The following is a 24,224-nucleotide window of genomic DNA, read 5'->3' as shown; positions in this document are numbered from 1 at the left end:
CTCCCCGCCCTGCTCCGACGCCCTCACCCCCTGGAGGACCGGCCATGAAGGTCGTCGTCGACATGAACAAGTGCCAGGACCACGGCCAGTGTGTCTTCGCGGCCCCCGACGTCTTCTCGCTGGACGACGCGGGCCACCTGGCGTACGTCTCCGATCCGGACGACGCGCTGCGCGACGAGGTCGAGGAGGCCGCGGACGTGTGTCCGCTGCAGGCCATCCGGATCGAGGACTGAGCACCGTGACCGGACGCATCGTCGTCGCCGGCGCCTCGATGGGCGGCCTGCGCGCCGCCGAGCAACTGCGTGCGGCGGGCTGGACCGGCGCGATCACCGTCGTCGGGGACGAGCCCCATATGCCGTACAACAGACCGCCGTTGTCGAAGGACGTGCTGGCCGGGAAGGCGCCGTTCGAGTCGCTGGCCTTCACGCCGAAGGCGTCGACGGCCGATGTGGAGTGGCGGCTCGGCGCAAGAGTCGTCGCGGCCCGCCTCGCCGAGCGGACCGTGGAACTCGACGACGGATCGGCCCTCACGTACGACGGTCTGGTCGTCGCCACCGGTATGCGGCCCCGTCGGCTGCGCTGCCCCGGCCCGCTCGCCGGCCGCCACACGGTCCGTACGCTCGCCGACGCGCAGGCCCTGCGAGCCGAACTGACCCGGCCCGGCACGCGTGTCGTCGTGGTCGGTGCCGGGTTCATCGGCTGCGAGGTCGCCGCCACGGCCGTAGGACTCGGCGTTCGCGAGGTGACCGTCGTCGACCCGCTGCCCCTGCCCATGGTGGGCCCGCTGGGCGAACTGCCTGCCCGCGCGCTGCTGAAGCGGCACGAGGAGCGGGCGGTGCGCTTCGCCCTCGGCACGGGAGTCGCCGGGTTCGAGGGCAACGACCGTGTGACCGGTGTCGTCCTCGCCGACGGTTCCGTGCTGCCCGCCGACGTGGTCGTGGAGTCGGTCGGCTCGGTCGCCAACACCGAGTGGCTTCAGGGCAACGGGCTCGACCTGTCCGACGGCGTGCTCACCGACGAGCACCTGCGGGCCGGCGGCCATCCGGAGGTGGTCGCGGTCGGCGACGTCGCCCGCTTCCCCAACGCCCGCTACGACGGCGTACCTCGTCGGGTCGAGCACTGGTCGATCCCCACTGACACCGCAAAGCACGCCGCGAGGACGCTGGCCGCTCATCTGGCCGGTGGGGCCGTGGAGTTGGCGCCCTTCGCGCCGCTGCCCACCTTCTGGAGCGACCAGCACGACTTCCGGCTCCAGTCGTTCGGGGCGCCCGGTCTTGGCCGCGAAGACGTGCGAGTGCTGGACGGCGAGCCGGACGGTGACGTCCTCGTCGGTTACCACGTCGGCGGTCGACTCGTCGGCGTCGTCGCGCTCGGCGGCCACGCGGCCGCCCTGGGTGCCGCCAAGTATCGCGCCCACCTGCTCAAGCAGCCCGCCCTCACCGCGTAAGGAGCTCCAAGTGGCCAGTCTCCGTGGTTACTTCCATCCCAAGACGGCAAGTGGTGCCTCGTCGCTGATTCCGTCGCCGCCGTGGCGTTACTCCGGTGATCTGCTGACCGTCGAGTACCGCACGGATCCCTCGCGGGTGCGTGAACTGCTGCCCGAGCCGCTGGAGTTGGCCGACGAGGACCCGGGTGCGGTAGCGCTGATCTGGGCCGACTGGCAGTCCTGCTCCGAGTCCGGGGCGGAGCTGCTGGATCCGGTGCTGTCCCAGTACAAGGAGGCCTTCGCCGTCGTGCGCTGCAAGTTCCGGGGGCAGACGTATTCGCGGTGCGTGTACATCTGGGTCGACAAGGACTTCGCCATCGCGCGCGGGCTGCATCAGGGGTATCCGAAGAAGCTCGGGTCCATCCATCAGACGCGGCCCCATCCGTACGGGCCCGCTCCGCGGGTTGAGGCGGGTGCCCGGTTCGGGGCGACGCTCGCGGCAGCCGACCGGCGGTTGGCCCAGGCCGTGGTCACGTTGCGGGAGCCGTCGGAGACGAACGGGTTCGTCAACGGGCATCCCATGGTGCATCACCGGTGGCTGCCGTCCATTGAGAAGGGCAAGGGGCTTGCTCTGGATGAGCTGATCGAGTCCGGGGCGGCGTCGTTCGAGGGCGGGCAGCCGTGGGTGGGCGAGGCCGAGTTGGAGTTGTTCGAGGCGTCTACGGAGGAGCTGGCGCGGTTGGAGGTCCGGGAGCCGATTGCCGCGTACTACCGGCAGGTTGGGGTGGTTTGGGACGGCGGGCGGCTGCTGGAGGTCGGTACGTCGGGAGCGTTTGCCGGGTGAGGTTTGTGGCCCGCTGCGGGGCGTATGTGGCTGGTCGCGCCCGCGCGGCGGAGCCGCATATCGATACAGCCCCGCGCCCCGTCGGAGCGCTCCCCCACCCCAAAAGAACCCTCGTTTAGATGGAGCCCTTTCTCATGTCTGACCTCATCACCGTCGCCGGTGTTTCCGTCGACACCCGGCACTGGATCGGCGGTCGACGCGTCGCCTCCGCCGACACCTTCGCCGACCTCTCTCCGATCGATGAAAGCGTCCTCGGCGAGATAGCCCGCGGCACCCCGGTGGAAGCCGCCGCCGCCGTTGCCGCCGCGAAGGCCGCGTTCCCCGGCTGGGCCGCCACCCCCCGCGCCGAACGCGCCCGCATCCTGCACGCCATCGCCGACGGCGTCGAGAAGCGGATCGAAGAGCTGGCCATCGTCGAGACCACCGACAACGGCGCCCTGCTCCGCTCCCATCGGCGGGGCGTCATGCCGCGCGTCGCCCACAACTTCCGCTTCTTCGCGGACTGGCTGCTGAGGCTCGACCACGAGGACTTCGAGACGCGAGGCCACACGAACCACGTGAGCTGGGACCCGGCGGGCCCCTCCGTGCTGATCACCCCGTGGAACGCGCCGCTCATGCTGGCCACGTGGAAGGTCGCCCCGGCCCTGGCGGCCGGCAACACCGTGATCCTCAAGCCGGCCGAATGGTCCCCGCTGACCGCCTCGCTGCTCGCCGACATCGCGGCCCAGGCCGGGCTCCCGGCCGGTGTCCTCAACGTCGTCCAGGGTTACGGCGCCGAGATCGGCGACGCCCTCACCTCGCACCCGGACGCACGCCGGATCAGCTTCACGGGGTCGGTGCCGACGGCGCGTCGTATCGCTGCCTCCGCCGCGCCGAACCTCACCCCGCTCAGCCTCGAACTCGGCGGCAAATCACCCCTGTTGGTGTTCGCCGACGCCGACATGGACCTCGCCGTCGACCTCGCGGTGGAGCAGTACGACAACGCCGGGCAGGTCTGCCTCGCCGCGACCCGCATCCTCGTCGAGGAGCCGGTCGCCGAAGAGTTCACCCGCCGCTTCGTGGAGAAGACGGCGCGGTTGAAGCAGGGCGACCCGCGGGAGGAAGCCACCGACATCGGGCCCAGCATCCACTCCCGCCAGCTGGAGAAGATCGACGGCTTTGTGCGGCGGGCTGTGGAGACCGGGGCGCGCGTCGTCATCGGCGGGTACCGCAAGGAGGGGCAGTACTACGCGCCGACGCTCCTCACGGATGTCGCCCAGGACTCGGAGATCGTCCAGGAGGAGGTCTTCGGACCGGTACTGACCCTCCAGACCTTCGCCACCGAGGAAGAAGCCGTCCACCTCGCCAACGGCACCCGCTTCGGGCTCGCCGCCACCCTCGCCACCGGCGACCACGAGCGCGCCGAACGCGTCAGCGCCCAGCTCGTGGCGGGCACGGTCTGGGTCAACTGCTTCTTCGTACGTGACCTCCAGGCGCCCTTCGGCGGCTCCCGCCTCTCCGGTGTCGGCCGGGAGGGCGGCACCTGGAGCTTCGACTTCTACTGCGACCTGAAGAACACGGTCACGGCCCCGAACGGATGGAACAACCATGGGTGAGATCGTCGGGGCGGGCCTGCTCGCCCATGTCCCCACCATCGTGCTCCCGGAAGCGGACCGGCTGGAGCTGAACGAGGGCAAGGAGATCACCCTCGTCACCGGCCTTCACCAGCTCCGTAAGGACGTCTTCGAGCGCGGTGCCGCCGACGACTACGACACGGTGGTCGTCCTCGACTCCCACTGGGCCACCACCGTCGAGTTCGTCGTCACCGCCCAGCAACGGCGCGCGGGCCTGTTCACCTCCGAGGAGCTGCCGCGCGGCATGTGCCGGATGCCGTACGACTTTCCCGGCGACCCCGAACTCGCCCGCAACATCGAGAAGTTCGCCGACAAGCACGGCACCTGGATCACCGCGATCGACGACGACTACCTGCCGATCTACTACGCCACCATCAACCTGTGGAAGTTCCTCGGCGAAGGGCTCCCGGACAAGCGGTGGGTGACCATCGGTGTCTGCCAGACCGGCGACATGGAGGACCACCTGCGCCTCGGCCGTGCGCTCGCGGACGGTATCGCCGCCACCCCCGGGCGACGCGTCCTGCTCATCGCCTCGGGCGCGCTGTCGCATACCTTCTGGCCGCTGCGCGAGATCCGCGACCACGAGGCCAGCGATCCGGTGCACATCCGCACGCCGGAAGCCCGCGAGGCCGACTACGAACGCATCGCCTGGTTCAAGGAGGGTCGTCACGACAAGGTCCTGGACACCATGGGGGAGTTCTGGAAGGTCAAGCCGGAGGCGAAGTTCTTCCACTACCTGATGATGGCGGGCGCGCTCGGCGAGCAGGCGTGCGTCGCGAAGGCCCGCCAGTACGGCGAGTACGAGAACTCCGTCGGCACCGGCCAGGTCCACCTGTGGTTCGACCGCCCCGCCGACGGCTGGACCGGAAACGGCCTGCCCACCCCCGCCGCTCAGTCCTGACGAGGAGTACCGCCATGCCCGAATACCGCCGCATCCTGCTCGACGGCGCCGCCGTCCAGGTCACCGTCGACGGTGACGAACTCGTCGCCGGTGACGGCCGCCGCGTCAAGACCGACGAGGCCCAGCACCTGCCCCCGGTCGTCCCCTCCAAGGTGATCGCGGTCCACCTCAACCACCGTAGCCGCGTCGACGAGTTCCAGATCCAACTCCCCGACACACCCACCTACTTCCACAAGCCGACCTCGGCCCTCAACGCGCACAAGGGCGCGATCGTCCGCCCCGAGGGCTGCAAGTGGCTCAACTACGAGGGTGAGGTCGCCATCGTCATCGGGAAGACGGCGCGCAACATCTCGCCGGCCGAGGCGGGCGAGTACATCGTGGGCTACACCGTCGCCAACGATTACGGCCTGCACGACTTCCGCGACACCGACGCCGGCTCCATGCTCCGGGTAAAGGGCTCCGACACCCTCTGCCCGCTCGGCCCGGGGCTGGTCACCGACTGGGACTTCCACGGCAAGCGGCTGCGCACGTACGTCAACGGCGAGGTCGTCCAGGACGGTTCGACCGACGAGATGAAGTGGGACATGCACTACCTCGTCGCCGACATCGCCCGCACGATCACCCTGTACCCGGGCGACGTGCTGCTGTCCGGCACTCCCGCCAACTCCCGGCCCGTCCAGCCCGGCGATGTCGTCGAGGTCGAGGTCGAGGGCCTCGGCCGCCTCACCAACCACGTCGTCACCGGCCCCACCCCCATCCGCACCGACGTCGGCGCCCGGCCCACCGAATCGGAGGAGGTGCTGTCCACGGCGCTCGGCGGCGACTGGGAGTTCCGTGGCATCCGTCCGCCCGAGCGGTGAACGGCCGGGCGGTAGGGTCACCAGCATGACGGAGTCCGCCGAGCAGCCCGAGGGTCGTGAGCCGCGCAGGCGCATGAACTACGGGGAGGGCCGCGAGGCCCTGCTCAACGCGGCTGTGCGGGTCGTGGCGCGGGGCGGGCTGCGCAAGCTCACCTACCGCGCCGTCGCGCAGGAGGCGGGGACCACGCACGGGCTGGTCGTCCACCACTTCGGCTCGCGGGACGCACTGATCGAGGAGGCGCTCGCCCACGCGATCCGCACCTCGCTGAGCACCAGCGCGCTCGAACCAGGCACGGGCAAGGTCGCCGACTTCTCGGTCGGGCTCTCCGAGATGGTCACGGCGGATCCGGACATACAGGCCTTCCAGTACGAGCTGCTGCTCGAGGCCCGGCGCCGGCCGGAGCTGCTGCCGCAGATCCGCGCGCTGTACGACGCCTACTTCGACGCCACCAAGCGCGAGCTGTCCCGGATCCTGCCCCACGACGCAGGCCACCCCTTGACCCGACTGGTCTTCGCGGCCCTTGACGGGATCGTGCTGCACCAGCTCGTCTTCGGCGAGCCCGAGACCACCGACGCGGCCGTCGAGGAGCTACGCCACCTGCTCCGGCTCCTCGAAGCCGAAGCCGAAGCCGAAGCCGAAGCCGAAGCCGAAGCTGACGGCGACAGCGGCTCGGCAGATCGCTAGGCAAGGTCCAACGGGCCGTCCCGGCCGGGCATTTGGGCCTCGTTCGTGCTGCCCGGAAACGTGCTGAGGACAACTCCGGCGGAAATCCCGGAGCACCCCCTTGCCAAACGGATAGTTCCCGCCCACGATGAGGCAACTCGTTTGGCCTGAAACGACCCTCTTCCTTCTCTGGCAGGTGATCCGAGTGGACAGTCAGACAGCGGTCGGCAACCAGACCGCGCCCGACGCCTCCACCAAAGGCAAGCTCAAACCCAACTCCCTCGGCGTCCTGGGCATCCTCTTCTTCGTGCTGTCCGCCCAGGCACCGCTCACCGGCGTCGCGGGCGCCGTCCCCCTCTCCGTCGCCCTCGGCAACGGACCCGGCGCCCCTGCCACCTACGTGGCGGCCGGGGTCATCACCCTGTTGTTCTCGGTGGGCTTCGTGGCCATGGGCCGGCATGTGGTGAACGCCGGCGCCTTCTACACGTACATCGGCAAGGGTCTCGGCCGGCACGTCGGCACCGGCAGCGCAGGCGTCGCGCTCTTCGCGTACTGCGCGATCCAGGCCGCCATGTACGGCCTGTACGGAGCGACCGTGAGCGGACTGCTGGCACACCACACCGGGGTGGACGTGCCCTGGTGGGTGTGTGTTCTGGTCACCATGGCGATCGTCCAGGTCCTGGGGGCCTCGGGCATCGAGATGGGAGCGAAGGTGCTGGCGGTCTTCGTGCTGGCGGAGTTCAGCATCCTCAGCGCCTTCGCGCTCGTCACCTTCGTCCAGGGCGGCGGACCCGAGGGCCTCGGCTTCAGCCAGTCCTTCTCGCCGGGGGCGGCCCTCGACGGGGCCCCGGGCGTGGCGCTGATGTTCTCCGTCGCCTCGATGATCGGCTTCGAAGCCACCGCGATCTACGGCGAGGAGGCACGCGAACCCCGCAGGACAGTGCCCCGAGCCACGTATCTGGCCGTCGCCCTCGTCACCGGCTTCTTCGCCTTCGCCTCCTGGATGCTGATCTCCGCCTACGGCGCCTCGAGCGCGACCGCGGCCGCCGGCAAAGCCCTGGAGAGCGGCGACTCGACTGCCTTCGTCTTCGCGCCCATCGCGGACCAGTTCGGCACCTGGGTGAACGACGTCCTGCCCATCCTGCTGGCCACCTCGCTCTTCGCGGGCATCCTCGCCTTCCACAACTCCGCCAACCGCTACCTGTTCTCCCTCAGCCGTGACGGGCTGCTGCCCCAAAGGCTGACGTCGATCAACCGTCACCACTCCCCAGGCGTGGCAGGCCTCGTCCAGACGGCCGTCGCCGTCCTCCTGGTGATCCCCTTCGCGCTGGCCGACAAGGACCCCGTCCTGACCCTGTTCTCCTGGGGCAGCGGAGTGGCCGTCCTGGGGATCATGCTGTTGTACTTCCTGACCTCGGTCTCCGTCATCGCCTTCTTCCGCCGGGAACGCCTGGACGCCCGGCCCTGGAACACCCTGATCGCCCCGGCCCTGGGCGCCCTGGGCATCGTCGGCGCGATCTGGCTGATCGTCGAGAACTTCACCACGCTCATCGGCGGCGAGCAGAGCACCGCCGTCTGGCTGGAGCTCACCGTCCCGGCCGTCCTGGTCGCGGGAGTAATCGCGGCCCGGTTGACGCGCGGCAAGGCGGCGGTCGTCAACTCTGACATGCGGTAGGCGGCCGTCGTCGGCTGACGTACGGCCAGGAGGCTGCCCCGGTGGCGTACGCGCGCCCGTGCGGTCCGGTCCCGACCGGGGCCGGACCGCACGGGCACGGCTCTCCTGGGTCGCCGTGAGGAGTTGTCGGGGCTTTCAGAGGGCCCTGCGACTCATATCGCTTGAAATCAAATGATAAGAACCGCTGTGAGCTGGAGGCCACGCATGCCGGACATCACCCACGACGAGTGGCTGCGCCGCGCCAAGACCTTCGAGGTATCCGGTGCCCATCACATCGACGGCGCCGAGGAGGACGGCGGGGGAGGGACCTTCGCGGCCGTTTCGCCCCGGGACGGCCAGGTCGTGACGCGGATCGCCGACGGGGGCAGCGCCGAGGTGGACGCGGCCGTGGCCGCCGCCCGCCGGGCGTTCGACGCCGGTCCGTGGCCGCGCCTGGCACCCGCCGAGCGGGGCCGCGTGCTGGTGCGGATCGCCGATCTGCTGGAGGAGCGGCGCGAGACGCTCGCGCTCGCCGTCAGCCTGGAGATGGGCAAGCCGATCACGGACGCGTACGCGATCGAGCTGCGGGCCGTCATCAACACCTTCCGCTGGTACGGGCAGTTGGCGGACAAGCTCACCGACGAGTCCCCGCACACCGCGCCGGACGCCCTCGCGCTCGTCACCCGGGAGCCCGCCGGGGTCGTGGGCGCGGTCGTACCGTGGAACTTCCCGCTGACGCTGGTGGGTTGGAAGATCGCCCCGGCGCTGGCCGCAGGCTGCACGGTCGTGCTGAAGCCGTCGGAGAACTCGCCGCTGTCCGCACTGCTGCTGGGCCGGATCGCCACCGAGGCCGGGCTGCCGCCGGGGGTGCTCAACGTCGTCAACGGCAACGGGCCGGTCGCCGGACGCGCCCTCGGCCTCCACCCCGACGTCGACGTCCTGGCCTTCACCGGCTCGACCGCCGTAGGCCGTCATTTCCTGCACTACGCCGCCGACTCCAACCTCAAGCGCGTCTGGCTGGAACTCGGCGGCAAATCGCCCAACATCGTCCTTCCCGACGCCCCCGATCTGGAGAAGGCCGCCGCCACCGCCGCCTGGGGCATCTTCTTCAACCAGGGCGAGATGTGCACCGCCCCCTCCCGGCTGCTGGTGCACTCCTCGATCGCCGAACGCGTCGTCGAGGCCGTCGTGGCGCGCGCCCGGAAGCTGCGGGTCGGCGACCCCCTCGACCCGGCCACCGAGATGGGCGCCCTGGCCGGCGAGGCCCACCTGAGCCGCGTACGGGACCACATCGGCACCGGCATTGACGAGGGCGCCCGGCTGCGGACCGGCGGCGACCGCATCCTCACCGGCACGGGAGGCACGTACCTGGAACCGACCGTCTTCGACCGGGTGGACCCCGGCATGCGGCTGGCCCGCGAGGAGATCTTCGGCCCCGTCCTGTCCGTGCTCACCTTCGACGACCTGGAGGAAGCGGTACGGCTGGCCAACGCCACCGAGTACGGCCTGGCGGCGGGCCTGTGGACCTCCGACTTGTCCACCGCGCACAAGGTCTCGCGAGCGCTGAGGGCCGGCACGGTATGGGTCAACTGCTATGAGGAGGGCGACCTGACCGTCCCCTTCGGCGGCATGAAGCAGTCGGGCAACGGCCGGGACAAATCCGTCCACGCCATCGAGAAGTACACCGAACTCAAGACCACCTGGATCCAGTTGTGACCCGTACACCCGCGCGGCCCCTCATCGCGATCCCGGCCCGCTTCGCCGCCACCACCTCCGCACTGCGTTACGCCGCCGAAGTCAACGCCCGCGCCCTGATCGAGTCCGTGTGGCGGGCCGGCGGCGAACCCGTGAGCATCCACCCGGCCGACCCCTCCGACACCGACGCGGCGGCCCGCCTCGCTCGCTTCGACGGGGTCCTGCTCCCCGGCGGCGGCGACCTCGCCCCGCACCGGTACGGCGCCACCGACACGCACCAAAGCGTCTACGACGTCGACGACCTCCAGGATGCCTTCGACCTCGAAGTCGCCCGCCGGAGCCTGGACTTGAGCCTGCCCCTGCTGGCTGTCTGCCGGGGCATGCAGGTCGTCAACGTCGCCCAGGGCGGCACCCTGGAACAGGACATGGGCGGTCCGCGGGGCGAACACCGGCACCTCATTCATCCGGTGTCGATCCGCCGCGGCACGCTGCTGGAAAAGGCCACCGGAGCGGAGAAGGCCGAAGCCTCCTGCTACCACCACCAGCGAGTGGACCGTCTCGGTGAGGGTCTGGAGGTCACCGCACGGGCGGCCGACGGTACCCCGGAAGGCCTTGAACTCCCCGGAGCGCACGGTTGGTTCACCGCCGTCCAGTGGCACCCCGAGGACACCGCGCACGAGGACGCCGCCCAGCAAGGTCTCTTCGCGGCGCTCGTGCGAGCGGCCCGCGGAAGCTCAGAGTGAGGGGGCTCTCAGCCCTTCGGGCGCCGGCCGCTGCGGCGGGGAGCGGGCTCGGCGCCGTTCAGCAGTGACTGGCGGCGCTCCTCGCCGTTCTCCTCGACCTGCAGCACTACGCTCCGCAGGCCCTCGGCCAGGTTCCGGCACTCCTCGTCCGTCAACTGCCCGGTGACGAACGCCTCTTCCTCGTTGAACTCCGGGAACAGCCGCCGCATCAGCCGCTCACCCTCGTCGGTGAGGCTGAGCAGGACCAGCCTGCCGTCCGACGGATGACCGGCCCGCCGGAGCAGCCCACGCGATTCCAGGGTGCGGGAAACACCGGTGAGCGTCCCCTTGGAGATCCCCGCCTCCTCGGCCACGTGCCGGGTCTCCGACTCGCCCCACACCCATACGACCCACAGCACCACGAACGCCGTCCAGGTCAGGTCGGAGCTACGCAGCACCGAGTTCTCCAGGTGCTGGCGCACAGCGGAGGCGGCCCGGTAGATGTTGGCCACGGCCGCCATCTGATCCCGGCGTATCGGGATGCCGCCGAGTTTCGCCGCGGCGAGCTTCTCGGCTTCGGTGATGGATCGCTGGCCGGGCACGGGCGCTCCCTCGTACTGCCTCGTACTGCGTCGTACTGCATTGACCGTTCGGCCTCAAATTGTACGAAGAGAGTGGCCGAGGGCGGTGCCGGCCCTCGGCCACTCTTCCGGTGCCACGACCGCGTGGCGCTCAGCGCTCGTGGACGACGCGCCCGTCGAAGACCGTCAAGTCCACCTCCACGTCCGTGATTTCGTGGGGATCCAGTTCCAGCAGCGGACGGTCCATTACGCACAGATCCGCGACCTTGCCGACCTCGACGGACCCCTTCCACTCCTCCGCGAAGTCCTGACGGGCCGCATTGATCGTGTACGCACGCACGGCCTCGGCGAGGCCCACACACTGCTCCGGACCGCTGCGCCGGCCGCTCGCCTTCGACTCCCGCAGCATCATCGCGGCCACCCCCTGCCGCCAGTCGGGCTCCGTGATCGGCGCGTCGGAGCTGGCGCAGACCGCGATCCCGGCCTCGACGGCGGACCGTACGGGCCACTGGTAGGCGGAGCGTTCGGCACCGACGACCTCGTCCATCAGGTCGGAGATGGTCCACTTGATGGCCGGGTTCATGTTGATGCCGTAGCCGTGCGCGGCGAGTTTGACGAGGCTGCCGGCGCCGATGAAGTCGCCGTGGATGACGTAGTGCCGGGCGTCGGGCCGCGGTGCCGCCTCGTCGGCCGCGACGAACGCGTCCACAACAGTGTCGATGGCCCGGTCGCCGGTGACGTGCACGCCCAGCTGGAAGCCCGCCTCGTGCGCGATCCGGATCATCTCGCGCAGCTCGTCGACCTGGAGCGCGGGAGAGTCGCCGTGCACGCACAGCGCGCCGTGGCCGCCGTCGGCGTACGGCTCGTTCATCCACGCCGTACGGTTCGGCGGTACTCCGTCGGCGAAGATCTTGACGCCGATCGCACGCAGGAGACGCGGGTCGGCCGACTCCGGGCGGCGCAGTTCGGCGAGGCCCTTGCGTACGTCGTCCGCGGAGCCGCCCATCGGCGCGGGCAGCAGGAGGACGCTGATCCGGGCCTCGAGCCCGCCGGTGGCCGCGAGGTCGGCGTACGCGGTCCAGTTGTCGGTGCTCAGCCCGCCGAACAGGGTCGTCGTGCCGCCGGGGCCGAGGCCGGGCTCGGTGTAGCTGGTGATGCCGCGCGAGTGGAGTTCGGCGATCACGTTCCGGATGGCCTGGCGGCGCTGGGCGACGGTGGGGGAGGGGAGCGCGGCCTGGACGAGTCCCTGGGCGGCCTCGCGCAGGATGCCGGAGGGCTCGCCGTCCGGGTCGAGGTCGATGACGCCGCCCGACGGGGGCACACTCGACGTGTCGATGCCGCACTGGCGCAGGGCCGCGCTGTTGACCCACACCATGTGCGAGGAGAAGTCGGTCAGACAGACCGGGTTTTCCGGCGCCACGGTGTCCAGGTCCCGGCGGTGCGGGAAGCGCCGGGGGTCGGCGAGGCACTCCGCCAGGTAGCCGGGGTCCCAGCCGAGGCCGATGATCCACTCGCCGGGCCGGGAGGCTTGCACCTGACTCCGTACGGCGGCGGCGATGTCGGCGATCGACGCCACCGCCGGATGGCCGACGGCGATGGCGAAGGGCGGCTTGGTCATGCCGTACGCGGCCCCGTGCAGATGGGAGTCGTTGATGCCGGGCAGTACGGTCCGGCCGCCCAGTTCGACGACACGTGTGCCAGGCCCGGTCAGTGCGCGGATCTCGGCGTCCGTGCCGACGGCGACGATGGTCCGGCCGTGCACGGCGACACCTTCGGCCACGGTGAAGCCGTCGTCGACGGTCAGGACCTGTCCGCCGGTCAGGATGAGGGTGGGGGCGCTGTCGCTCACGCGAAACCTCTCTGGGACGAAGGTCGATAGACGGGTCACCGCGTCAGCCGCGGACCGAAGTAGGCGAGCGCCGCGCCCGCCGCCAGGGCGATGCCCTGCGCCATCTGCTGCCAGAACGTCGGCACGTTCAGCAGCGTCAGCCCGTTCTGCAGACAACCGAGGAACAGTACGCCGAGCAGTACTCCGAACACGGAGCCCGAGCCGCCGGTGAGCGCGACTCCGCCGAGCAGGACCGCGGTGAGCACGGTCAGCTCGAAGCCGGCCCCGGATGTTCCGGCGACCGCGCTGTCCAGTACGGACGCTTTGATCGCGCCGGCCAGGGCCGCCGCGACCGAGGTGACGACGAACAGTGCGAAGGGCGTACGGCGGACGCTGATGCCGGAGAGATGGGCGGCCTCCCGGTTGACGCCGATGGCGAAGACGTGCCGCCCGGCCGGGGTGAGCGCCAGGAACAACGCACCGGCGACGAGCACCAGCAGCGCGATGACGACCGGCGCGTCGATCCCGGCGATACGCGACCCGCCGAGCCAGGCGAACCCGGAGCCGAAGCCGCTCAGCGGCAGCGGGAAGAGCTGCTGCGCGAGTCCGCGCACCGCGGTCAGCATGCCCAGCGTCACGATGAACGAGGACAGCCCCAGATAACAGCACAGGATGCCGTTCACGGCGCCCACCGCCGCCCCCACAACGAGTGCGCCCAGCACGGCGACGACCGGTGACAGGTGCTGCTGCCCGGCGAGCCAGCCGGCGACCAGCCCGCCCAGCGCGACAGTGGAGCCGACCGACAGATCGAGGTAACCGCTGATCACCAGCAGCGCCAGAGGCACCGCCACGAGGGTGAGGGTGGCCGCGTCGGTGGCGATCCCGCGCAGGTTGCCTCCGTCGAGGAAGCTGCCGGTCGTCAGCTGGAACACCAGCACCATCAGGGCGAGGACGACGAGCAGCGGATGCCTCCGCACGGTGTCGAGTCCGCTGCCGGCCAGGGCGCGCGGGCCCGGAACGAGGCGGTCGGCGGGGGAGGTGGTCGCGGTCGTCATGCCGCTCCTTCCGAGGTCGCGGGGGCGGGGTCGTGGACGGCCGACAGGAGCGCGGCCTCGGTGAGTTCGGCGCCGCTGAGTTCTCCGGTGATCCGGCCGGCGGAGACGATCAGGCAGCGGTGGGCGAGCGCGACGACCTCCTCGGGGTCGCTGGAGGCGAACAGCACGGCGGTGCCGCCCTGCGCGGCGAGCGAGGAGACGACCTGGTAGATCTCCTGCCGGGCGCCCACGTCGACGCCTTGGGTGGGCTCGTCGAGGAGCAGGACGTCGACGTGGTGCGCCTCGTTGATCCAGCGGCCGAGCACGAGCTTCTGCTGGTTCCCGCCGGAGAAGGCGGCCGCCGGCAGGCCCGGCCGGGCCGGGCGCAGCCCCACGGCCTCGCACAGCGCGCCGAAGATCCGCCGCTCGGCACGCAGCGCCCGTACGCCGCGCCGGGCGAGCGGACGTATCGCCGGCAGCAGCGCGTTGTCCTGCGCGCTCAGCACCGGGAACAGGCCCTGTCTGCGCCGGTCCGCCGGTACGAGGGCGATCCCCGCGGCCAGTGCGTCGGCGGGCCGGGTGGCTTCGACGGCACGGCCTTTGACGCGCACGGTCCCACCCGACGCACGGCGCCTGCCGAAGAGCGTCTCCAGAACGCGCGTACGGCCGGAACCGATGAGCCCGAACAGGCCGACGATCTCGCCCTCGGCCACGTCCACGTCGACGGGACCGAATCCGGGACCCCGCAGGCCGTCCACCGTGAGGCAGACAGGGCGCGGCGCGTCGGAGCGTGCCGGGGCACGCGTTGTCGTGCCCGGCGAGACGGGAGGCGCCGGGCCGACGATCGCGTCGACCAACTCCTGCCGGCTCCGCCCCGACACCTCCGACTGATGCGTCACGCGCCCGTCCCGAAGCACCGTTACGGTGTCCGCGAGCCGCTCCACCTCGGCCAGCAGATGAGTGACGTACACGATGGCCAGCCCCTGGGTGCGCAGGTCCTCCACCCGCTCGGCCAGCGCGTCGCTCTCGGCCCCGGACAGGGCGGCGGTGGGCTCGTCCAGGACGAGGACCGAGGCGCTGCGGCTGAGCGCCTTGGCGATCTCCACCAACTGCCGTTGGCCCATGGGGAGTTCGCCCACCCGGTCGCGAGGGGAGCAGTTCGCCGCCACCCGCTGGAGCAGTCCGGCCGCGACGTCCTCCTGGGCCCGGCGGTCGATCCGGCCGTACTTGGTCCACTCCTGGCCGAGGAAGATGTTCTCGGCCACCGTCAGGGAGTCGACGACGCTGAGCGTCTGGAAGATGATCGCCACTCCGGCGGCGATCGACTCGCGCGGGCTCAGCCGTGTGTGGCTACTGCCACCCACCTCGATCGTGCCCGCGTCCGGCGGGAAGGCCCCGCCGAGGCACTTGATCAGGGTGGACTTGCCGGCGCCGTTGTGGCCGAGGAGGGCGTGCACCTGGCCCGCCGGGACGGTGAGGTCCACGCGGTCCAGTGCCCGGACCCCGCCGAAGGACTTGCTGAGTCCGCGGATACGGAGATTCGGTTCCGCCATGCCTGTCTTGCCCGTCATGCCGGCCGCCTAGGAGTTCTGCGCGAGGAGGTCGTCGATCCGCGCGGTGTCCGCGTGCTGGATGAGCGTGATCGGCACCTGGGCGCTTGGATTCGCCTTCCCGGCGGCGACGGCCAGCGGCACGTCGACGATGGCGTTCGCGATGTCCTTCGGCGCCAGCGCGGCGGAGGCCCGGTAGAACGTGCCCTGCTTGATGGCCAGGAGGGAAGGGGCGGCGCCGTCCTGCCCTCCCACGAAGGTCTTGGCGTCGGCCTTCGCCCGCCCCGTCTGCTGGAGGGCCTTGAAGCCGCCGTACGCGGCGGCGTCCGTGACACCGAGGAGGATATTGAGGTCGGGGTGCTTGGCAAGGATGGCCCGGGTCTTCGAGAGCCCGGTGTCCGGGTCGATGGCCTGCTCCTTCGCGACCACGTCGACACCGGGCGCGTGCTTGGTGAAGGCGTCGATCATGCCTTTGGTGCGCTCACGGCCCAGCTGGATCGTGCTGTCGGTGAGGAAGGCGATCTTGCCCTTGCCACCGAGTTGCTCGTCGGCCCACTTCGCGGCGGCCTCCCCGAGCAGGGTGCCGCCCTCGAGGAAGCTGAACTGGATGTCCGCGCTCTGGTGTTCCAGCGTTCCGCCGTACGTGACCCAGATCAGCCCGGCGTCGAGGGCCCGCTTGGCGGTGGCCTCGGTGGCCTCGAAGACCATCGGGAACGACACGATGGCCGGGACCTTCTGGGAGACCCAGGCACTCAGATTGGTGGCCTGAGTGTCGGCGTTGCTCGCGTCGCTCGTGGTCAGCAGGGTGACGCCGTGCTGCTTCGCGGCCTTGGTGGAGAGTTTCACCAGCGTGGAGTACAGGGGGAGTTGAGTGAACGGATAGTCCAGGCCGATCTTGCTGAGCGTCTTCGCCTCCGCCGACGAGCCGGCGGCCGCGGCGTTCGAGCTCGCGCCGTCGTCCGGCGCCGAACAGCCCGTGGCGGCCAGCGCGGTGGCCGCCGTGATGCCGCCGGACCATGCGAGGAACTGCCTGCGTGAAGCCGTGGACGCGGCTTGCTGGAATCGGGTCATGGCGGGGCTCTCCCAGGGAAACGGGCCCGTCACGGCGGGCGTCCGGCTGTGCCGAACAGGAAAGCGCCGGCCGTTCTGCCCCGCCATCCGTACAAATACCGACTCTCCGAGCGCACGGGCGCCGACCAGGAGGGGCGTGGTCGCGGAACGGCAGAAGGCTTGTCCGGCGCCCCGGACCCGCATATCGTTAGGACCCAAACAATCGGGTCGACAATCTTCGTAGCGACAAGAGCCGTCGGGAGGTTCGCATGCTCGGCCCCCAGCAGATCGCCGCCGCGACACGCATCGGCATGCTCACGCGCGAGCGCGACACCGCCACGGCCTGCGCCCAGGCCCTGCAGGAACTCGGCCGGGCCCTTCCGTTCGACGCCGCGTCCCTGCTCGGGATCGACCCCGTCTCCGGGGCGCACCTGCAGATCGCCGGTGTCGGCTACCCCGCCGCGGCCTCGCAGGCCCTGGCCGCCGAGTTCGTCTCGACCTCCTGGTACGCCAACGTCGTACGGCAGGAACTGCCGCCCTCCATCTCTGAGGACGCAGACGATCCCGGACTGCGCTTCCGGCACGGCTGGTTCTACGCCGAGCGCGTCCGCCCCGCCGGCTTCCGTGACGGGCTGACCGGCGCGCTGCGCCACCAGGGGCGCCTCGTGGGCCTGATCCACCTCTCCGCGGAAGGCGCCGACGTTTACGACACCGAGGCGCGACAACTGCTCGCCTCGATCCTCCCCGCACTGGGCGCCCTCGCCGACCCCACCGCCCACGCCGGTGGCTCCCACGAACTCCCGGCCGAGGCGGCGGCGAACCTCGTCACCCCCGACGGCGTCATCGAGCTGCCGGGCCGGGCGCCCGCCGGGGCGCTGGACGATGAGGACTTCCGACGGATCACGGAGGCGTTCACCCTCTCGCGGGGCCTGCGACTTCGGGTCCTGTGGCCGGTCGGCCCCGGATGGTGCCGAGTGGTGCTGCAACGGTGCACGGCGGGTCCGGCGGCACGCGAGGCGGTCCTGGTGTACGAGGAGCGCGCCGAGCTGCCGTACGGCCTGAGCCCGCGCGAACTCGAAGTACTCACGCGAGCCGCCCGGGGCCAGACCAATCAGGCCATCGCGCAGGCCCTGTTCCTGTCGCCGCGCACAGTGCACAGCCACATCGAGCACCTGCTGCGCAAGACCGGCTGCGCCTCCCGCGCCGAGGCGACGGCGCTCGCCGTACGTGACGGTGTGCTGCGGCCCGCGCCAGAGGACCTCGAGTACTTCGTCGAGAGGGAGCCCAGATGACCACCACGCAACCCCGCATGCTGCTCGTCCTCAGCGAGAACTGGACCCTGACCGGCGGCCGCGCCGACCTGCCGAAGGCGGTCCGGTGGGCCCGCGAGGCCGAGGAGGCCGGCTTCGACTCGGTGATGGTCAGCGAACACATCGTGCTCGGCCCTGACGCCGGCGCCGACGGCATCATGGGCAACCCCCGCGACTACGCCCTCCCGGGCAACCAGGACCCGTACACCCCCTGGCCCAACTCCCTGCTCCTGCTCGCCGCCATCGCCTCCGTCACCGAGCGCCTGCGCCTGGCCGCCGCGGCCGTCCTCGCTCCGCTGCGCCATCCGCTGCTCATGGCACGGGAGTTGGGCACCCTCGACCTGATCAGCGAAGGGCGGCTGCTGGTGCAGCCCACGGTCAGCTGGAGCAAGGACGAGTACGACGCGCTGGGAGTGCCCTTCGGCAGGAGGGGCCGACTGCTCGACGAGCACCTGGAAGTCTGGGCGAAGGCATGGGGACCGTCCCCGATCTCGCACGACGGCGAGAACTACCCCTTCCGGGACGTCTACTTCGAGCCCAAGGCATACCGACCGGAGGGCCCGCGACTGTGGTTCGGCGGCCAGCGCCTGCACGGCCCCGTCCTGCGTCGACTAGTCCAGTACGGCCACGGCTTCCACCCGCTGGGCCGGCCCACACCGCAGGACATGCAACTGCTCAAGGACGCTATGACGGCGGCCGGCCGGGACGTCACCGAGCTGGAGATGATCGGCGGCACCCAGGCCGTGTTCCCCGACGACCGCTCCACGGCGGATCTCGGCGCGGCCCTGGCATCGATCCCGGAACAACTGGAACAGGGCTTCACGACCTTCTGCATCAAGCCGAACCAGTTCATCGACGACCCGGACGGGGTCGGGACGTTCTGTCATGAGGTGATGCGGCGGGTGACAGGGCTCACCGCGTAGTGCGGGCCTTCAGCGGCTTACCCGGCCCGGTTGCGCTGTGGTGAGGATCTCGGTGTGCCTCACGACGTCGTTCCGTACCCCGGTCCGGAGAAATAGCAGGCACGGTCTCGGTCGCCGGGGCGACGGTCAAGTGACGCCATCGTGGTGCGGGGCTCGGTCGGCGAGTGGTAGAAGGTCAGTCCTTGTCTTGCATTGCAGTAGACCTTGAGCGACTCGCATGCGAACCGTTGACACTTGATGGGTAGTCAGTTGAGTCGGCAACTGGTCAGCATCACGTTCGGCATGTTGCGCCCCGAAGCTCCGCATTCGAGTTCGCAGGCAACGCGGCTGAGGGGCGGCACGATCTTCCCCGGTGGCCGCTGGCCAGCAGCCGCCGAGGGATCGCCTGAGCCGGAACCGGTTTCTCGCCGCGCCGGTGAACCCGTGCCCGGCCCGTCCCGCGTCCGATACCGACGGGACGCGGATCACCGACCGAGGCGTCAACTCCATTGAGGGCGTCACTGGTTCGAGCGCATCAGGGTGGGTCCGTGCTTAACGTGTGCATCTCCTGAAAAGAATCATTTCGACAACACACTGCCGAAAGGACCAATTCATGCGCTGTGCCCGTGTCTTCATGTTCGCCGCTGCCGGTGCGCTGCTCGCGGCAAGCGCCGCCACCGGCACCGCTGCCGCGGCGGAGCAGGGAGATGTGGTGGTGTTCACTACGGAAGCGACGCCGCTGACTGTTTATCGCGATCCGCAAGGGTGCCAGAAGCTTCCGCCCGACGCGCATGTGCTGACGAACCACACCGATCGTCCGGTCACCGTCTACGCCGACCCGTTCTGTCTGACCCCCGGCCTCACCGTGGAGCCCGGATACGGCTCGCACGTGGCGCCCGGCAGCGGCAGTTTCTCCGCCTGAGCCACCGCTGTTCCCGTTCACCCCCCACAACCTCAGGAGAACGTACGCACATGGCCACCGATCTCGTCGTCATCGGGCTGGGGCATGTCGGGCTGCCGCTCGCCAGAGCCGCGGTCTCGGCAGGTCTGGCGACCGTGGGGTACGACGTGTCCGGCACGGTGGTGTCGGGACTCGCCGCAGCCCGTTCCCATGTCGGCGGCGTCTTCGACGCCGAGGTCGCGGTCATGCTGGACGCGGGCTTTCATGCCACGACCGACCCAGCAGTCCTGGACGGCGCGCAGACCGTGGTGATCTCTGTGCCGACCGGACTCACACCGGAAGGCTTACCCGACCTGTCCGCGGTCGAGGACGCAGCCCGGGTCGTCGCCGCCCGGCTGCGCCCCGGCATGCTCGTCGTCCTTGAGTCCACCAGCTATCCCGGCACCACGGAGGACGTCGTGCGGCCGCTGCTGGAGCACAGCAGCGGGCTGCAGGCGGGCGAGGACTTCCACCTGGCGTATTCGCCACAGCGCATCGACCCCGGCAACGAGACGTGGACCATCCGCAACACGCCGAAGATCGTGAGCGGTTGCAGCGCTCTGTGCGCCAAGTACGCCGTCGCGTTCTACTCCCGGTTCGTGGACCACCTCGTCGTCGCCCGTGGAACGCGGGAGGCGGAGATGGCCAAACTCCTCGAAAACACCTACCGGTACGTCAACATGGCCCTGGTCGACGAAGTGGCACTGTTCTGCCACGAGACCGGCATCGACATCTGGGACGTGCTGCACTGTGCCGCGTCCAAGCCCTTCGGCTTCGCACCCTTCAGGCCCGGACCCGGCGTCGGCGGACACTGCATTCCTGTCGACCCCCGCTATCTCACCGCGCGGGCCGAATCCCAGGGCTTCGCCTTCCGCACGCTGGCAGCCGCACACGAGGTCCTCGGCCGCATGCCGAACCATGTCGTGGACCGAGCGCTGGCCCTGCTCACCGATGCCCGCGGCCGCCCTGAGGGCGCACGGGCCCTGCTCCTCGGAATCACCTACAAAGCGGATGTGGCCGACGTCCGGGAGACGCCGGCGCACCCGGTGGCGGCAGGACTGCTCGCCGCCGGTGCCGACGTGTACTACCACGACCCGTACATAGCCGAGTTCACTGTCGGCGGCCGGTCTCTGCCGCGCGCCGAGAACCTCCAGGAAGCCATGGCCCACGCCGATGTGGCGATCCTGTTGCAGGATCACGCCTGTTACGCCAGGGAAGCACTGGGCCAGGCTCGCTGCGCCCTGCTCGACACCCGCGGCAAGGCCGTGGGCAGCCGGGTCACCCTTCTCTGATTCCCTCGCTCCGGCTTGAGCCGGTGCCTCCTCGCTCCGGCTTGAGCCGGCGTCTCCTCCTGCCGGCCGTCGCCGGCCCCAGAGCCCGCGCAGCGGTACTGCCCTGCGCGGTCGCGGCCCTGTCCAGGTGCCGCGGTCCGTCATCCATCCGACACCACCCGAGACCATCGGACTCCGTCCGAGACATGGAGAGACACATGAGCACCGCAGTGGCCAACGACCGCCTGGCAAAGCGCTTCGAGAAGTGGGACACCGACGGCAACGGCGTCCTGGAGGCGAGCGACTTCCAGGGCGAGGCCGCCCGGATCGCCCAGAACCTCGGCAAGATCGCCGACTCCCCGGAGGTGCAGGAGCTCCACAGCGCCTTCCAGGGGCTGTACCAGCACCTGGCCCAGAAGGCCGGCGTCCCGGCCGGTGGCGCCATCAGCCGGGAGCAGTTCCTCGACGCCACGGGGGAGATGCTGTTCAAGGAGGGGGAGGCAAGCTTCAACCGCGCGCTCTCTCCCATCGTGAAGGCGCTGGTCCGTCTGTGCGACGACAACCACGACGGCGAGATCGACGCCCGTGAGTTCCAGGGCTGGCTGACCGCCGTCGGCGTGCCGGCCTCCCAGGCCGGGGAAATCTTCCAGAAGGTGGACAGGAACGGCGACGGAAAGCTGTCCGAGGACGAACTGCTGCAAACCGTCCGCGACTTCCACTTCGGCCAGCTGGAGGTCGAGCTGCTCGGCTGACCTGCCGCAGCGGCAGCTGTGACCCGGGTGGGCGACCACCCGGGTTCCACGGCACCGGATGGCGGCGCCCGTTCAGCGGGTCGGCGCCATCCGGGATCGCCCTTCAGGTACCGGGCGGCGCGGGAACCGTGCCGTGGTCCCCGGCCCGGCCCTGGACGAAGGTGACGACGGTCTCGGGCCGCAGGCCCAGGTCCCGGCCGCTGACCGGACGCGCCGCGTGGATCAGGATGTTGTAGTGGTTCGGTAGGTGGCAGGCGTCGAAGCCGAGCACCGCGCCGACCGCCGTGTCCCCGATCCGCACCAGGTCACCCCGGTCGATCACACCGCCGCACAACAGCTCGGCGAAGCCCAGGAAACCCACCCGGTCGATCCGGGCGCCCGGACGCGGGTCCCACTGGTCGGTGGTGACCAGTTCGTGCACCTCGCCCCGGCGTACGCAGCGTGCCGCGTGCTCCTCCAGCCGCATGCCACGGTCCGTGCGGCGGTGCACCAGCACCTTGACCAGTGATCCACGCACCACGCGCTTAGGGCCGTCCTCCGCTGAATTCACCGGTCCGCCTCCGCTGCCGTCGCATCCAACGCGGGCCGGGCACAGCGGTAGGCCGCCTCAGCCAGTTCCAGCGCGGCCAGGCCGCCGTGCGCCCCGGGGCCGGCCGGGGCCCCGGGGCGGACCAGCCCGGCGAACTCGGTGAGGATCGCCTCGTACTCGTGCCACAGCGACGCCTTGAAGCCGGTGTGTCCGGCCAGCATGTCGGCGTGCAGCACCTCTCCGCCTGCCAGCTCCACCTCGATGTCCTTGCGCTCTCCCGGGTACGACCAGTCCAGCTCGACCGACGCCGTGGTTCCCATACGGCCGCGCAGGCGGATCACCGCTTGACGGTCGACGCCGGAGCCGTCGCGGTGGATTTCGCAGCCGGTGACGGCGAGTTCACCGAGCAGGAGCCGCACCAGGTCGAGGGCGTTGGGGCCGTTGTCCGCCACACAGCCGCCGCCGCAGCGGGCCGGGTCCAGGTACCAGTCCTCGCCGCCGAGATGCTCCTCGATGCGCTCCAGATAGCGCACCCGGACGGAGCGGATCTCCCGGCCCGTCGTCCGGCGCGCCAGTGCGCGGACGGCGTCGTTGTAGCGGCGGTGGAACGCCGTCATCAGCGGGACTTCGTAGCGCCGCGCCAGATCCACCAGCAAGGACCCCTCGGCCGCGGTCAGGGCGAGGGGCTTCTCGACACAGACAGGGACGCCGGCGGACAGGGCGTCACGGCACAGGGGCAGGTGGACATCGTTGGGCACGGCCACGACGAGGGCGTCCGGTCGTGCCCGGTCCAGAAGCGTGCGGTGGTCGCTGAAGCGTGCCGCCCGGCCGGGGAACTGCTCCAGGGCCTCGGCGCGGGCGTCGCACACGGCGGTCAGCCGCCAATCGGGCAGCCGTTCCGCGGCGGCCAGGTAGTAGGGGGAGATGGCGCCGAGACCTACGACGCCGAGCCGCAAGGGCCCGGTCATCGCGGGCTCCCGGGACCGCCGAGGAGACCGAGGGCGGTCAGCTCCGCATGGAGGTGCGGAGGCAGGGGGATGCCGTGGCGGCGGCGCTCGCCGGCGAGTTCCGCCTCTCGCCAGCCCGGATAGCGCACCGGCTCGCCGCCGGGTACCGGTGGGCAGTCGACGAGTGCGCCGAACAGGGACCGGGTCGCGGCGGCCACGTCCGCCCCGGGGCGCAGTACCTCCGGGGCGATCGCGAGGAGGAAGAAGCCGATGCCGTCGTCGCTGCCGTGCGGTCGGCCGTCGCCTTCCAGCGCGGAGGGCGCGGGCCCCACGGCCGCGCCGGACACCACGGCGGCCAGCAGTTCCACGGCGATGCCGAGCCCGTAGCCCTTGTGGACGCCGGTCTCGGCCGTGCCGCCCAGCCAGCGCAGGAAGGCCTCGCCGCGGTCGAAGGCGGACGGGTCGGTCACCGGGGCGCCCGCCGCGTCCTCCAGCCAGCCGGCGGGCACCGGGGTGCCACGGCGGGCGGCGACGCGGACCCGCCCGGTGGGCGCGACGGTGGTGCTCATGTCCAGCAGGAACGGGTGTCCGTCGAGGGCCGGCGCGGCGACGCTCAGCGGGTTGGTGCCGAGCATCGCCGCCGCGCCGCCCGGGGGCCGTGCGATGCGCTGACCGCCGCAGTTGCTCGCGACCACGCCGATCATCCCGGCGTGCGCGGCGCGTACGGCATGGAAGCCGGCGCACCCGAAGTGGGTCCCCCCGCGCACCGACACCAGCCCGACCCCGTGCCGGCCGGCCCGTGCCACGGCGTCGTCCATGGCCTCGGCCGCGGCCCACAGGCCCAGAGCGCGTCGAGCGTCGACGACCACGCAGGCGCCCAGGTCGGTGAGGGCCTCTGGTTCGGCGCGGGGGTCGCAACGGCCGGACTCCAGCAACGGCAGGTAGAGCCGGGTGAGGTTGAATACGCCGTGCGAGTCGAGCCCGGTCAGGTCGCCGTGACACAGCGCGTCCGCGGCGAGCCGGGCCCGCGCATCAGGGATGCCGTGGCCGGTGAAGAGGCCGGTGAGCGAGGCATGCAGCTCCGCGTGGTCGACGAGGACGGTTGTGCGCTCGACCGCCGCTCGCGGGGCGGTGGGTGCCGTCATACGGGA

The 24,224-nt window shown here is 70.8% G+C and carries 23 protein-coding genes; 15 read left to right on the top strand and 8 right to left on the bottom strand.

Annotated features, from left to right (window positions below):
• Positions 1-44: 44 nt before the first annotated feature.
• The 10 genes from G6048_RS21930 (at position 45) to G6048_RS21885 (ending at position 10,400) form a co-directional block, all read left to right on the top strand.
• A complete protein-coding gene (locus G6048_RS21930; RefSeq protein WP_165341283.1) occupies positions 45-233 on the top strand; it encodes a ferredoxin in 189 nt (62 codons plus the stop codon).
• A 5-nt stretch (positions 234-238) separates the two neighbouring features.
• On the top strand, positions 239-1,447 hold the full coding sequence (locus tag G6048_RS21925; protein ID WP_328826625.1) for an NAD(P)/FAD-dependent oxidoreductase: 1,209 nt from the start codon (positions 239-241) through the stop codon (positions 1,445-1,447).
• Between the two features lie 10 nt (positions 1,448-1,457).
• The gene (locus tag G6048_RS21920) at positions 1,458-2,270 is read left to right on the top strand and encodes an acetoacetate decarboxylase family protein (RefSeq protein ID WP_165341282.1); all 813 of its coding nucleotides are present in this window, start codon (positions 1,458-1,460) and stop codon (positions 2,268-2,270) included.
• Positions 2,271-2,404: 134 nt separating this feature from the next.
• On the top strand, positions 2,405-3,865 hold the full coding sequence (locus tag G6048_RS21915) for an aldehyde dehydrogenase (RefSeq protein ID WP_165341281.1): 1,461 nt from the start codon (positions 2,405-2,407) through the stop codon (positions 3,863-3,865).
• The gene (locus G6048_RS21910; RefSeq protein ID WP_165341280.1) at positions 3,858-4,784 is read left to right on the top strand and encodes a 3,4-dihydroxyphenylacetate 2,3-dioxygenase; all 927 of its coding nucleotides are present in this window, start codon (positions 3,858-3,860) and stop codon (positions 4,782-4,784) included. The genes G6048_RS21915 and G6048_RS21910 overlap by 8 nt, the downstream gene beginning before the upstream one ends.
• Positions 4,785-4,798: 14 nt before the next feature.
• The gene (locus G6048_RS21905; RefSeq protein WP_165341279.1) at positions 4,799-5,644 is read left to right on the top strand and encodes a fumarylacetoacetate hydrolase family protein; all 846 of its coding nucleotides are present in this window, start codon (positions 4,799-4,801) and stop codon (positions 5,642-5,644) included.
• A gap of 25 nt (positions 5,645-5,669) precedes the next feature.
• Positions 5,670-6,329 carry a TetR/AcrR family transcriptional regulator gene (locus G6048_RS21900; RefSeq protein WP_165341278.1) on the top strand — a complete coding sequence of 220 codons (660 nt, stop codon included), beginning with the start codon at positions 5,670-5,672 and terminating at the stop codon, positions 6,327-6,329.
• Positions 6,330-6,513: 184 nt separating this feature from the next.
• Positions 6,514-7,983, top strand: coding sequence for an APC family permease (locus tag G6048_RS21895; protein ID WP_165341277.1), 1,470 nt, complete (start codon positions 6,514-6,516; stop codon positions 7,981-7,983).
• Positions 7,984-8,187: 204 nt separating this feature from the next.
• Complete coding sequence (locus G6048_RS21890) at positions 8,188-9,678, top strand: aldehyde dehydrogenase (protein ID WP_165341276.1); 1,491 nt, start codon at positions 8,188-8,190, stop codon at positions 9,676-9,678.
• On the top strand, positions 9,675-10,400 hold the full coding sequence (locus G6048_RS21885) for a gamma-glutamyl-gamma-aminobutyrate hydrolase family protein (protein ID WP_165341275.1): 726 nt from the start codon (positions 9,675-9,677) through the stop codon (positions 10,398-10,400). The genes G6048_RS21890 and G6048_RS21885 overlap by 4 nt, the downstream gene beginning before the upstream one ends.
• Positions 10,401-10,408: 8 nt before the next feature.
• Here G6048_RS21885 and G6048_RS21880 read toward each other — a convergent pair whose 3' ends face one another.
• The 5 genes from G6048_RS21880 to G6048_RS21860 form a co-directional block, all read right to left on the bottom strand.
• On the bottom strand, positions 10,409-10,981 hold the full coding sequence (locus G6048_RS21880; protein ID WP_165341274.1) for a MarR family winged helix-turn-helix transcriptional regulator: 573 nt from the start codon (positions 10,979-10,981) through the stop codon (positions 10,409-10,411).
• A 130-nt stretch (positions 10,982-11,111) separates the two neighbouring features.
• Entirely contained in the window at positions 11,112-12,809 is a 1,698-nt protein-coding gene (locus G6048_RS21875) for an amidohydrolase (protein WP_165341273.1), read from the bottom strand.
• A 35-nt stretch (positions 12,810-12,844) separates the two neighbouring features.
• A complete protein-coding gene (locus G6048_RS21870; RefSeq protein ID WP_165341272.1) occupies positions 12,845-13,843 on the bottom strand; it encodes an ABC transporter permease in 999 nt (332 codons plus the stop codon).
• Positions 13,840-15,393, bottom strand: a complete 1,554-nt coding sequence (locus G6048_RS21865; RefSeq protein WP_235990153.1) for a sugar ABC transporter ATP-binding protein — start codon at positions 15,391-15,393, stop codon at positions 13,840-13,842. Before G6048_RS21865 ends, G6048_RS21870 begins: the two co-directional genes overlap by 4 nt.
• Positions 15,394-15,402: 9 nt before the next feature.
• Complete coding sequence (locus tag G6048_RS21860) at positions 15,403-16,443, bottom strand: sugar ABC transporter substrate-binding protein (protein ID WP_165341271.1); 1,041 nt, start codon at positions 16,441-16,443, stop codon at positions 15,403-15,405.
• Positions 16,444-16,691: 248 nt separating this feature from the next.
• On the opposite strand from G6048_RS21860, the gene G6048_RS21855 reads away from it, so the two are divergent.
• The 5 genes from G6048_RS21855 to G6048_RS21835 all read left to right on the top strand — a co-directional run bounded on the left by G6048_RS21855 (position 16,692) and on the right by G6048_RS21835 (position 21,597).
• A complete protein-coding gene (locus tag G6048_RS21855; RefSeq protein ID WP_165341270.1) occupies positions 16,692-17,714 on the top strand; it encodes a helix-turn-helix transcriptional regulator in 1,023 nt (340 codons plus the stop codon).
• On the top strand, positions 17,711-18,655 hold the full coding sequence (locus G6048_RS21850; RefSeq protein ID WP_165341269.1) for a TIGR03619 family F420-dependent LLM class oxidoreductase: 945 nt from the start codon (positions 17,711-17,713) through the stop codon (positions 18,653-18,655). The genes G6048_RS21855 and G6048_RS21850 overlap by 4 nt, the downstream gene beginning before the upstream one ends.
• 592 nt (positions 18,656-19,247) lie before the next feature.
• Positions 19,248-19,556, top strand: a complete 309-nt coding sequence (locus G6048_RS21845; RefSeq protein ID WP_165341268.1) for a hypothetical protein — start codon at positions 19,248-19,250, stop codon at positions 19,554-19,556.
• 50 nt (positions 19,557-19,606) lie between these two features.
• Positions 19,607-20,866 (top strand): nucleotide sugar dehydrogenase, encoded by a 1,260-nt coding sequence (locus tag G6048_RS21840; RefSeq protein WP_165341267.1) that lies wholly within the window; start codon positions 19,607-19,609, stop codon positions 20,864-20,866.
• A 197-nt stretch (positions 20,867-21,063) separates the two neighbouring features.
• Positions 21,064-21,597, top strand: a complete 534-nt coding sequence (locus G6048_RS21835; protein WP_165341266.1) for an EF-hand domain-containing protein — start codon at positions 21,064-21,066, stop codon at positions 21,595-21,597.
• Between the two features lie 103 nt (positions 21,598-21,700).
• On the opposite strand, the gene G6048_RS21830 is transcribed toward G6048_RS21835, so the two are convergent.
• Genes G6048_RS21830 through G6048_RS21820 form a run of 3 tightly spaced genes read right to left on the bottom strand, consistent with a single transcriptional unit; the run spans position 21,701 to position 24,218 of the window.
• Entirely contained in the window at positions 21,701-22,117 is a 417-nt protein-coding gene (locus tag G6048_RS21830; protein ID WP_328826617.1) for a DUF6917 domain-containing protein, read from the bottom strand.
• A 26-nt stretch (positions 22,118-22,143) separates the two neighbouring features.
• Positions 22,144-23,094 (bottom strand): Gfo/Idh/MocA family protein, encoded by a 951-nt coding sequence (locus tag G6048_RS21825; protein WP_165341264.1) that lies wholly within the window; start codon positions 23,092-23,094, stop codon positions 22,144-22,146.
• Complete coding sequence (locus G6048_RS21820) at positions 23,091-24,218, bottom strand: Ldh family oxidoreductase (RefSeq protein ID WP_165341263.1); 1,128 nt, start codon at positions 24,216-24,218, stop codon at positions 23,091-23,093. Before G6048_RS21820 ends, G6048_RS21825 begins: the two co-directional genes overlap by 4 nt.
• Positions 24,219-24,224 lie beyond the last annotated feature (6 nt).

The sequence above is a fragment of the Streptomyces ureilyticus genome (assembly GCF_011045025.1).
GTDB classification, from domain to species: Bacteria; Actinomycetota; Actinomycetes; order Streptomycetales; family Streptomycetaceae; genus Streptomyces; species Streptomyces ureilyticus.
This window is presented reverse-complemented; position numbering and strand designations above follow the sequence as displayed.

What these genes read in the sequence shown, in the direction of transcription:
- G6048_RS21930 (WP_165341283.1), top strand. Translation starts at nt 45, where the DNA reads ATGAAGGTCGTCGTCGACATGAACAAGTGCCAGGACCACGGCCAGTGT.
- G6048_RS21915 (WP_165341281.1), top strand. Translation starts at nt 2,405, where the DNA reads ATGTCTGACCTCATCACCGTCGCCGGTGTTTCCGTCGACACCCGGCAC.
- G6048_RS21910 (WP_165341280.1), top strand. Translation starts at nt 3,858, where the DNA reads ATGGGTGAGATCGTCGGGGCGGGCCTGCTCGCCCATGTCCCCACCATC.
- G6048_RS21905 (WP_165341279.1), top strand. Translation starts at nt 4,799, where the DNA reads ATGCCCGAATACCGCCGCATCCTGCTCGACGGCGCCGCCGTCCAGGTC.
- G6048_RS21900 (WP_165341278.1), top strand. Translation starts at nt 5,670, where the DNA reads ATGACGGAGTCCGCCGAGCAGCCCGAGGGTCGTGAGCCGCGCAGGCGC.
- G6048_RS21890 (WP_165341276.1), top strand. Translation starts at nt 8,188, where the DNA reads ATGCCGGACATCACCCACGACGAGTGGCTGCGCCGCGCCAAGACCTTC.
- G6048_RS21870 (WP_165341272.1), bottom strand. Translation starts at nt 13,843, where the DNA reads ATGACGACCGCGACCACCTCCCCCGCCGACCGCCTCGTTCCGGGCCCG.
- G6048_RS21865 (WP_235990153.1), bottom strand. Translation starts at nt 15,393, where the DNA reads ATGACGGGCAAGACAGGCATGGCGGAACCGAATCTCCGTATCCGCGGA.
- G6048_RS21860 (WP_165341271.1), bottom strand. Translation starts at nt 16,443, where the DNA reads ATGACCCGATTCCAGCAAGCCGCGTCCACGGCTTCACGCAGGCAGTTC.
- G6048_RS21855 (WP_165341270.1), top strand. Translation starts at nt 16,692, where the DNA reads ATGCTCGGCCCCCAGCAGATCGCCGCCGCGACACGCATCGGCATGCTC.
- G6048_RS21850 (WP_165341269.1), top strand. Translation starts at nt 17,711, where the DNA reads ATGACCACCACGCAACCCCGCATGCTGCTCGTCCTCAGCGAGAACTGG.
- G6048_RS21845 (WP_165341268.1), top strand. Translation starts at nt 19,248, where the DNA reads ATGCGCTGTGCCCGTGTCTTCATGTTCGCCGCTGCCGGTGCGCTGCTC.
- G6048_RS21840 (WP_165341267.1), top strand. Translation starts at nt 19,607, where the DNA reads ATGGCCACCGATCTCGTCGTCATCGGGCTGGGGCATGTCGGGCTGCCG.
- G6048_RS21835 (WP_165341266.1), top strand. Translation starts at nt 21,064, where the DNA reads ATGAGCACCGCAGTGGCCAACGACCGCCTGGCAAAGCGCTTCGAGAAG.
- G6048_RS21825 (WP_165341264.1), bottom strand. Translation starts at nt 23,094, where the DNA reads ATGACCGGGCCCTTGCGGCTCGGCGTCGTAGGTCTCGGCGCCATCTCC.
- G6048_RS21820 (WP_165341263.1), bottom strand. Translation starts at nt 24,218, where the DNA reads ATGACGGCACCCACCGCCCCGCGAGCGGCGGTCGAGCGCACAACCGTC.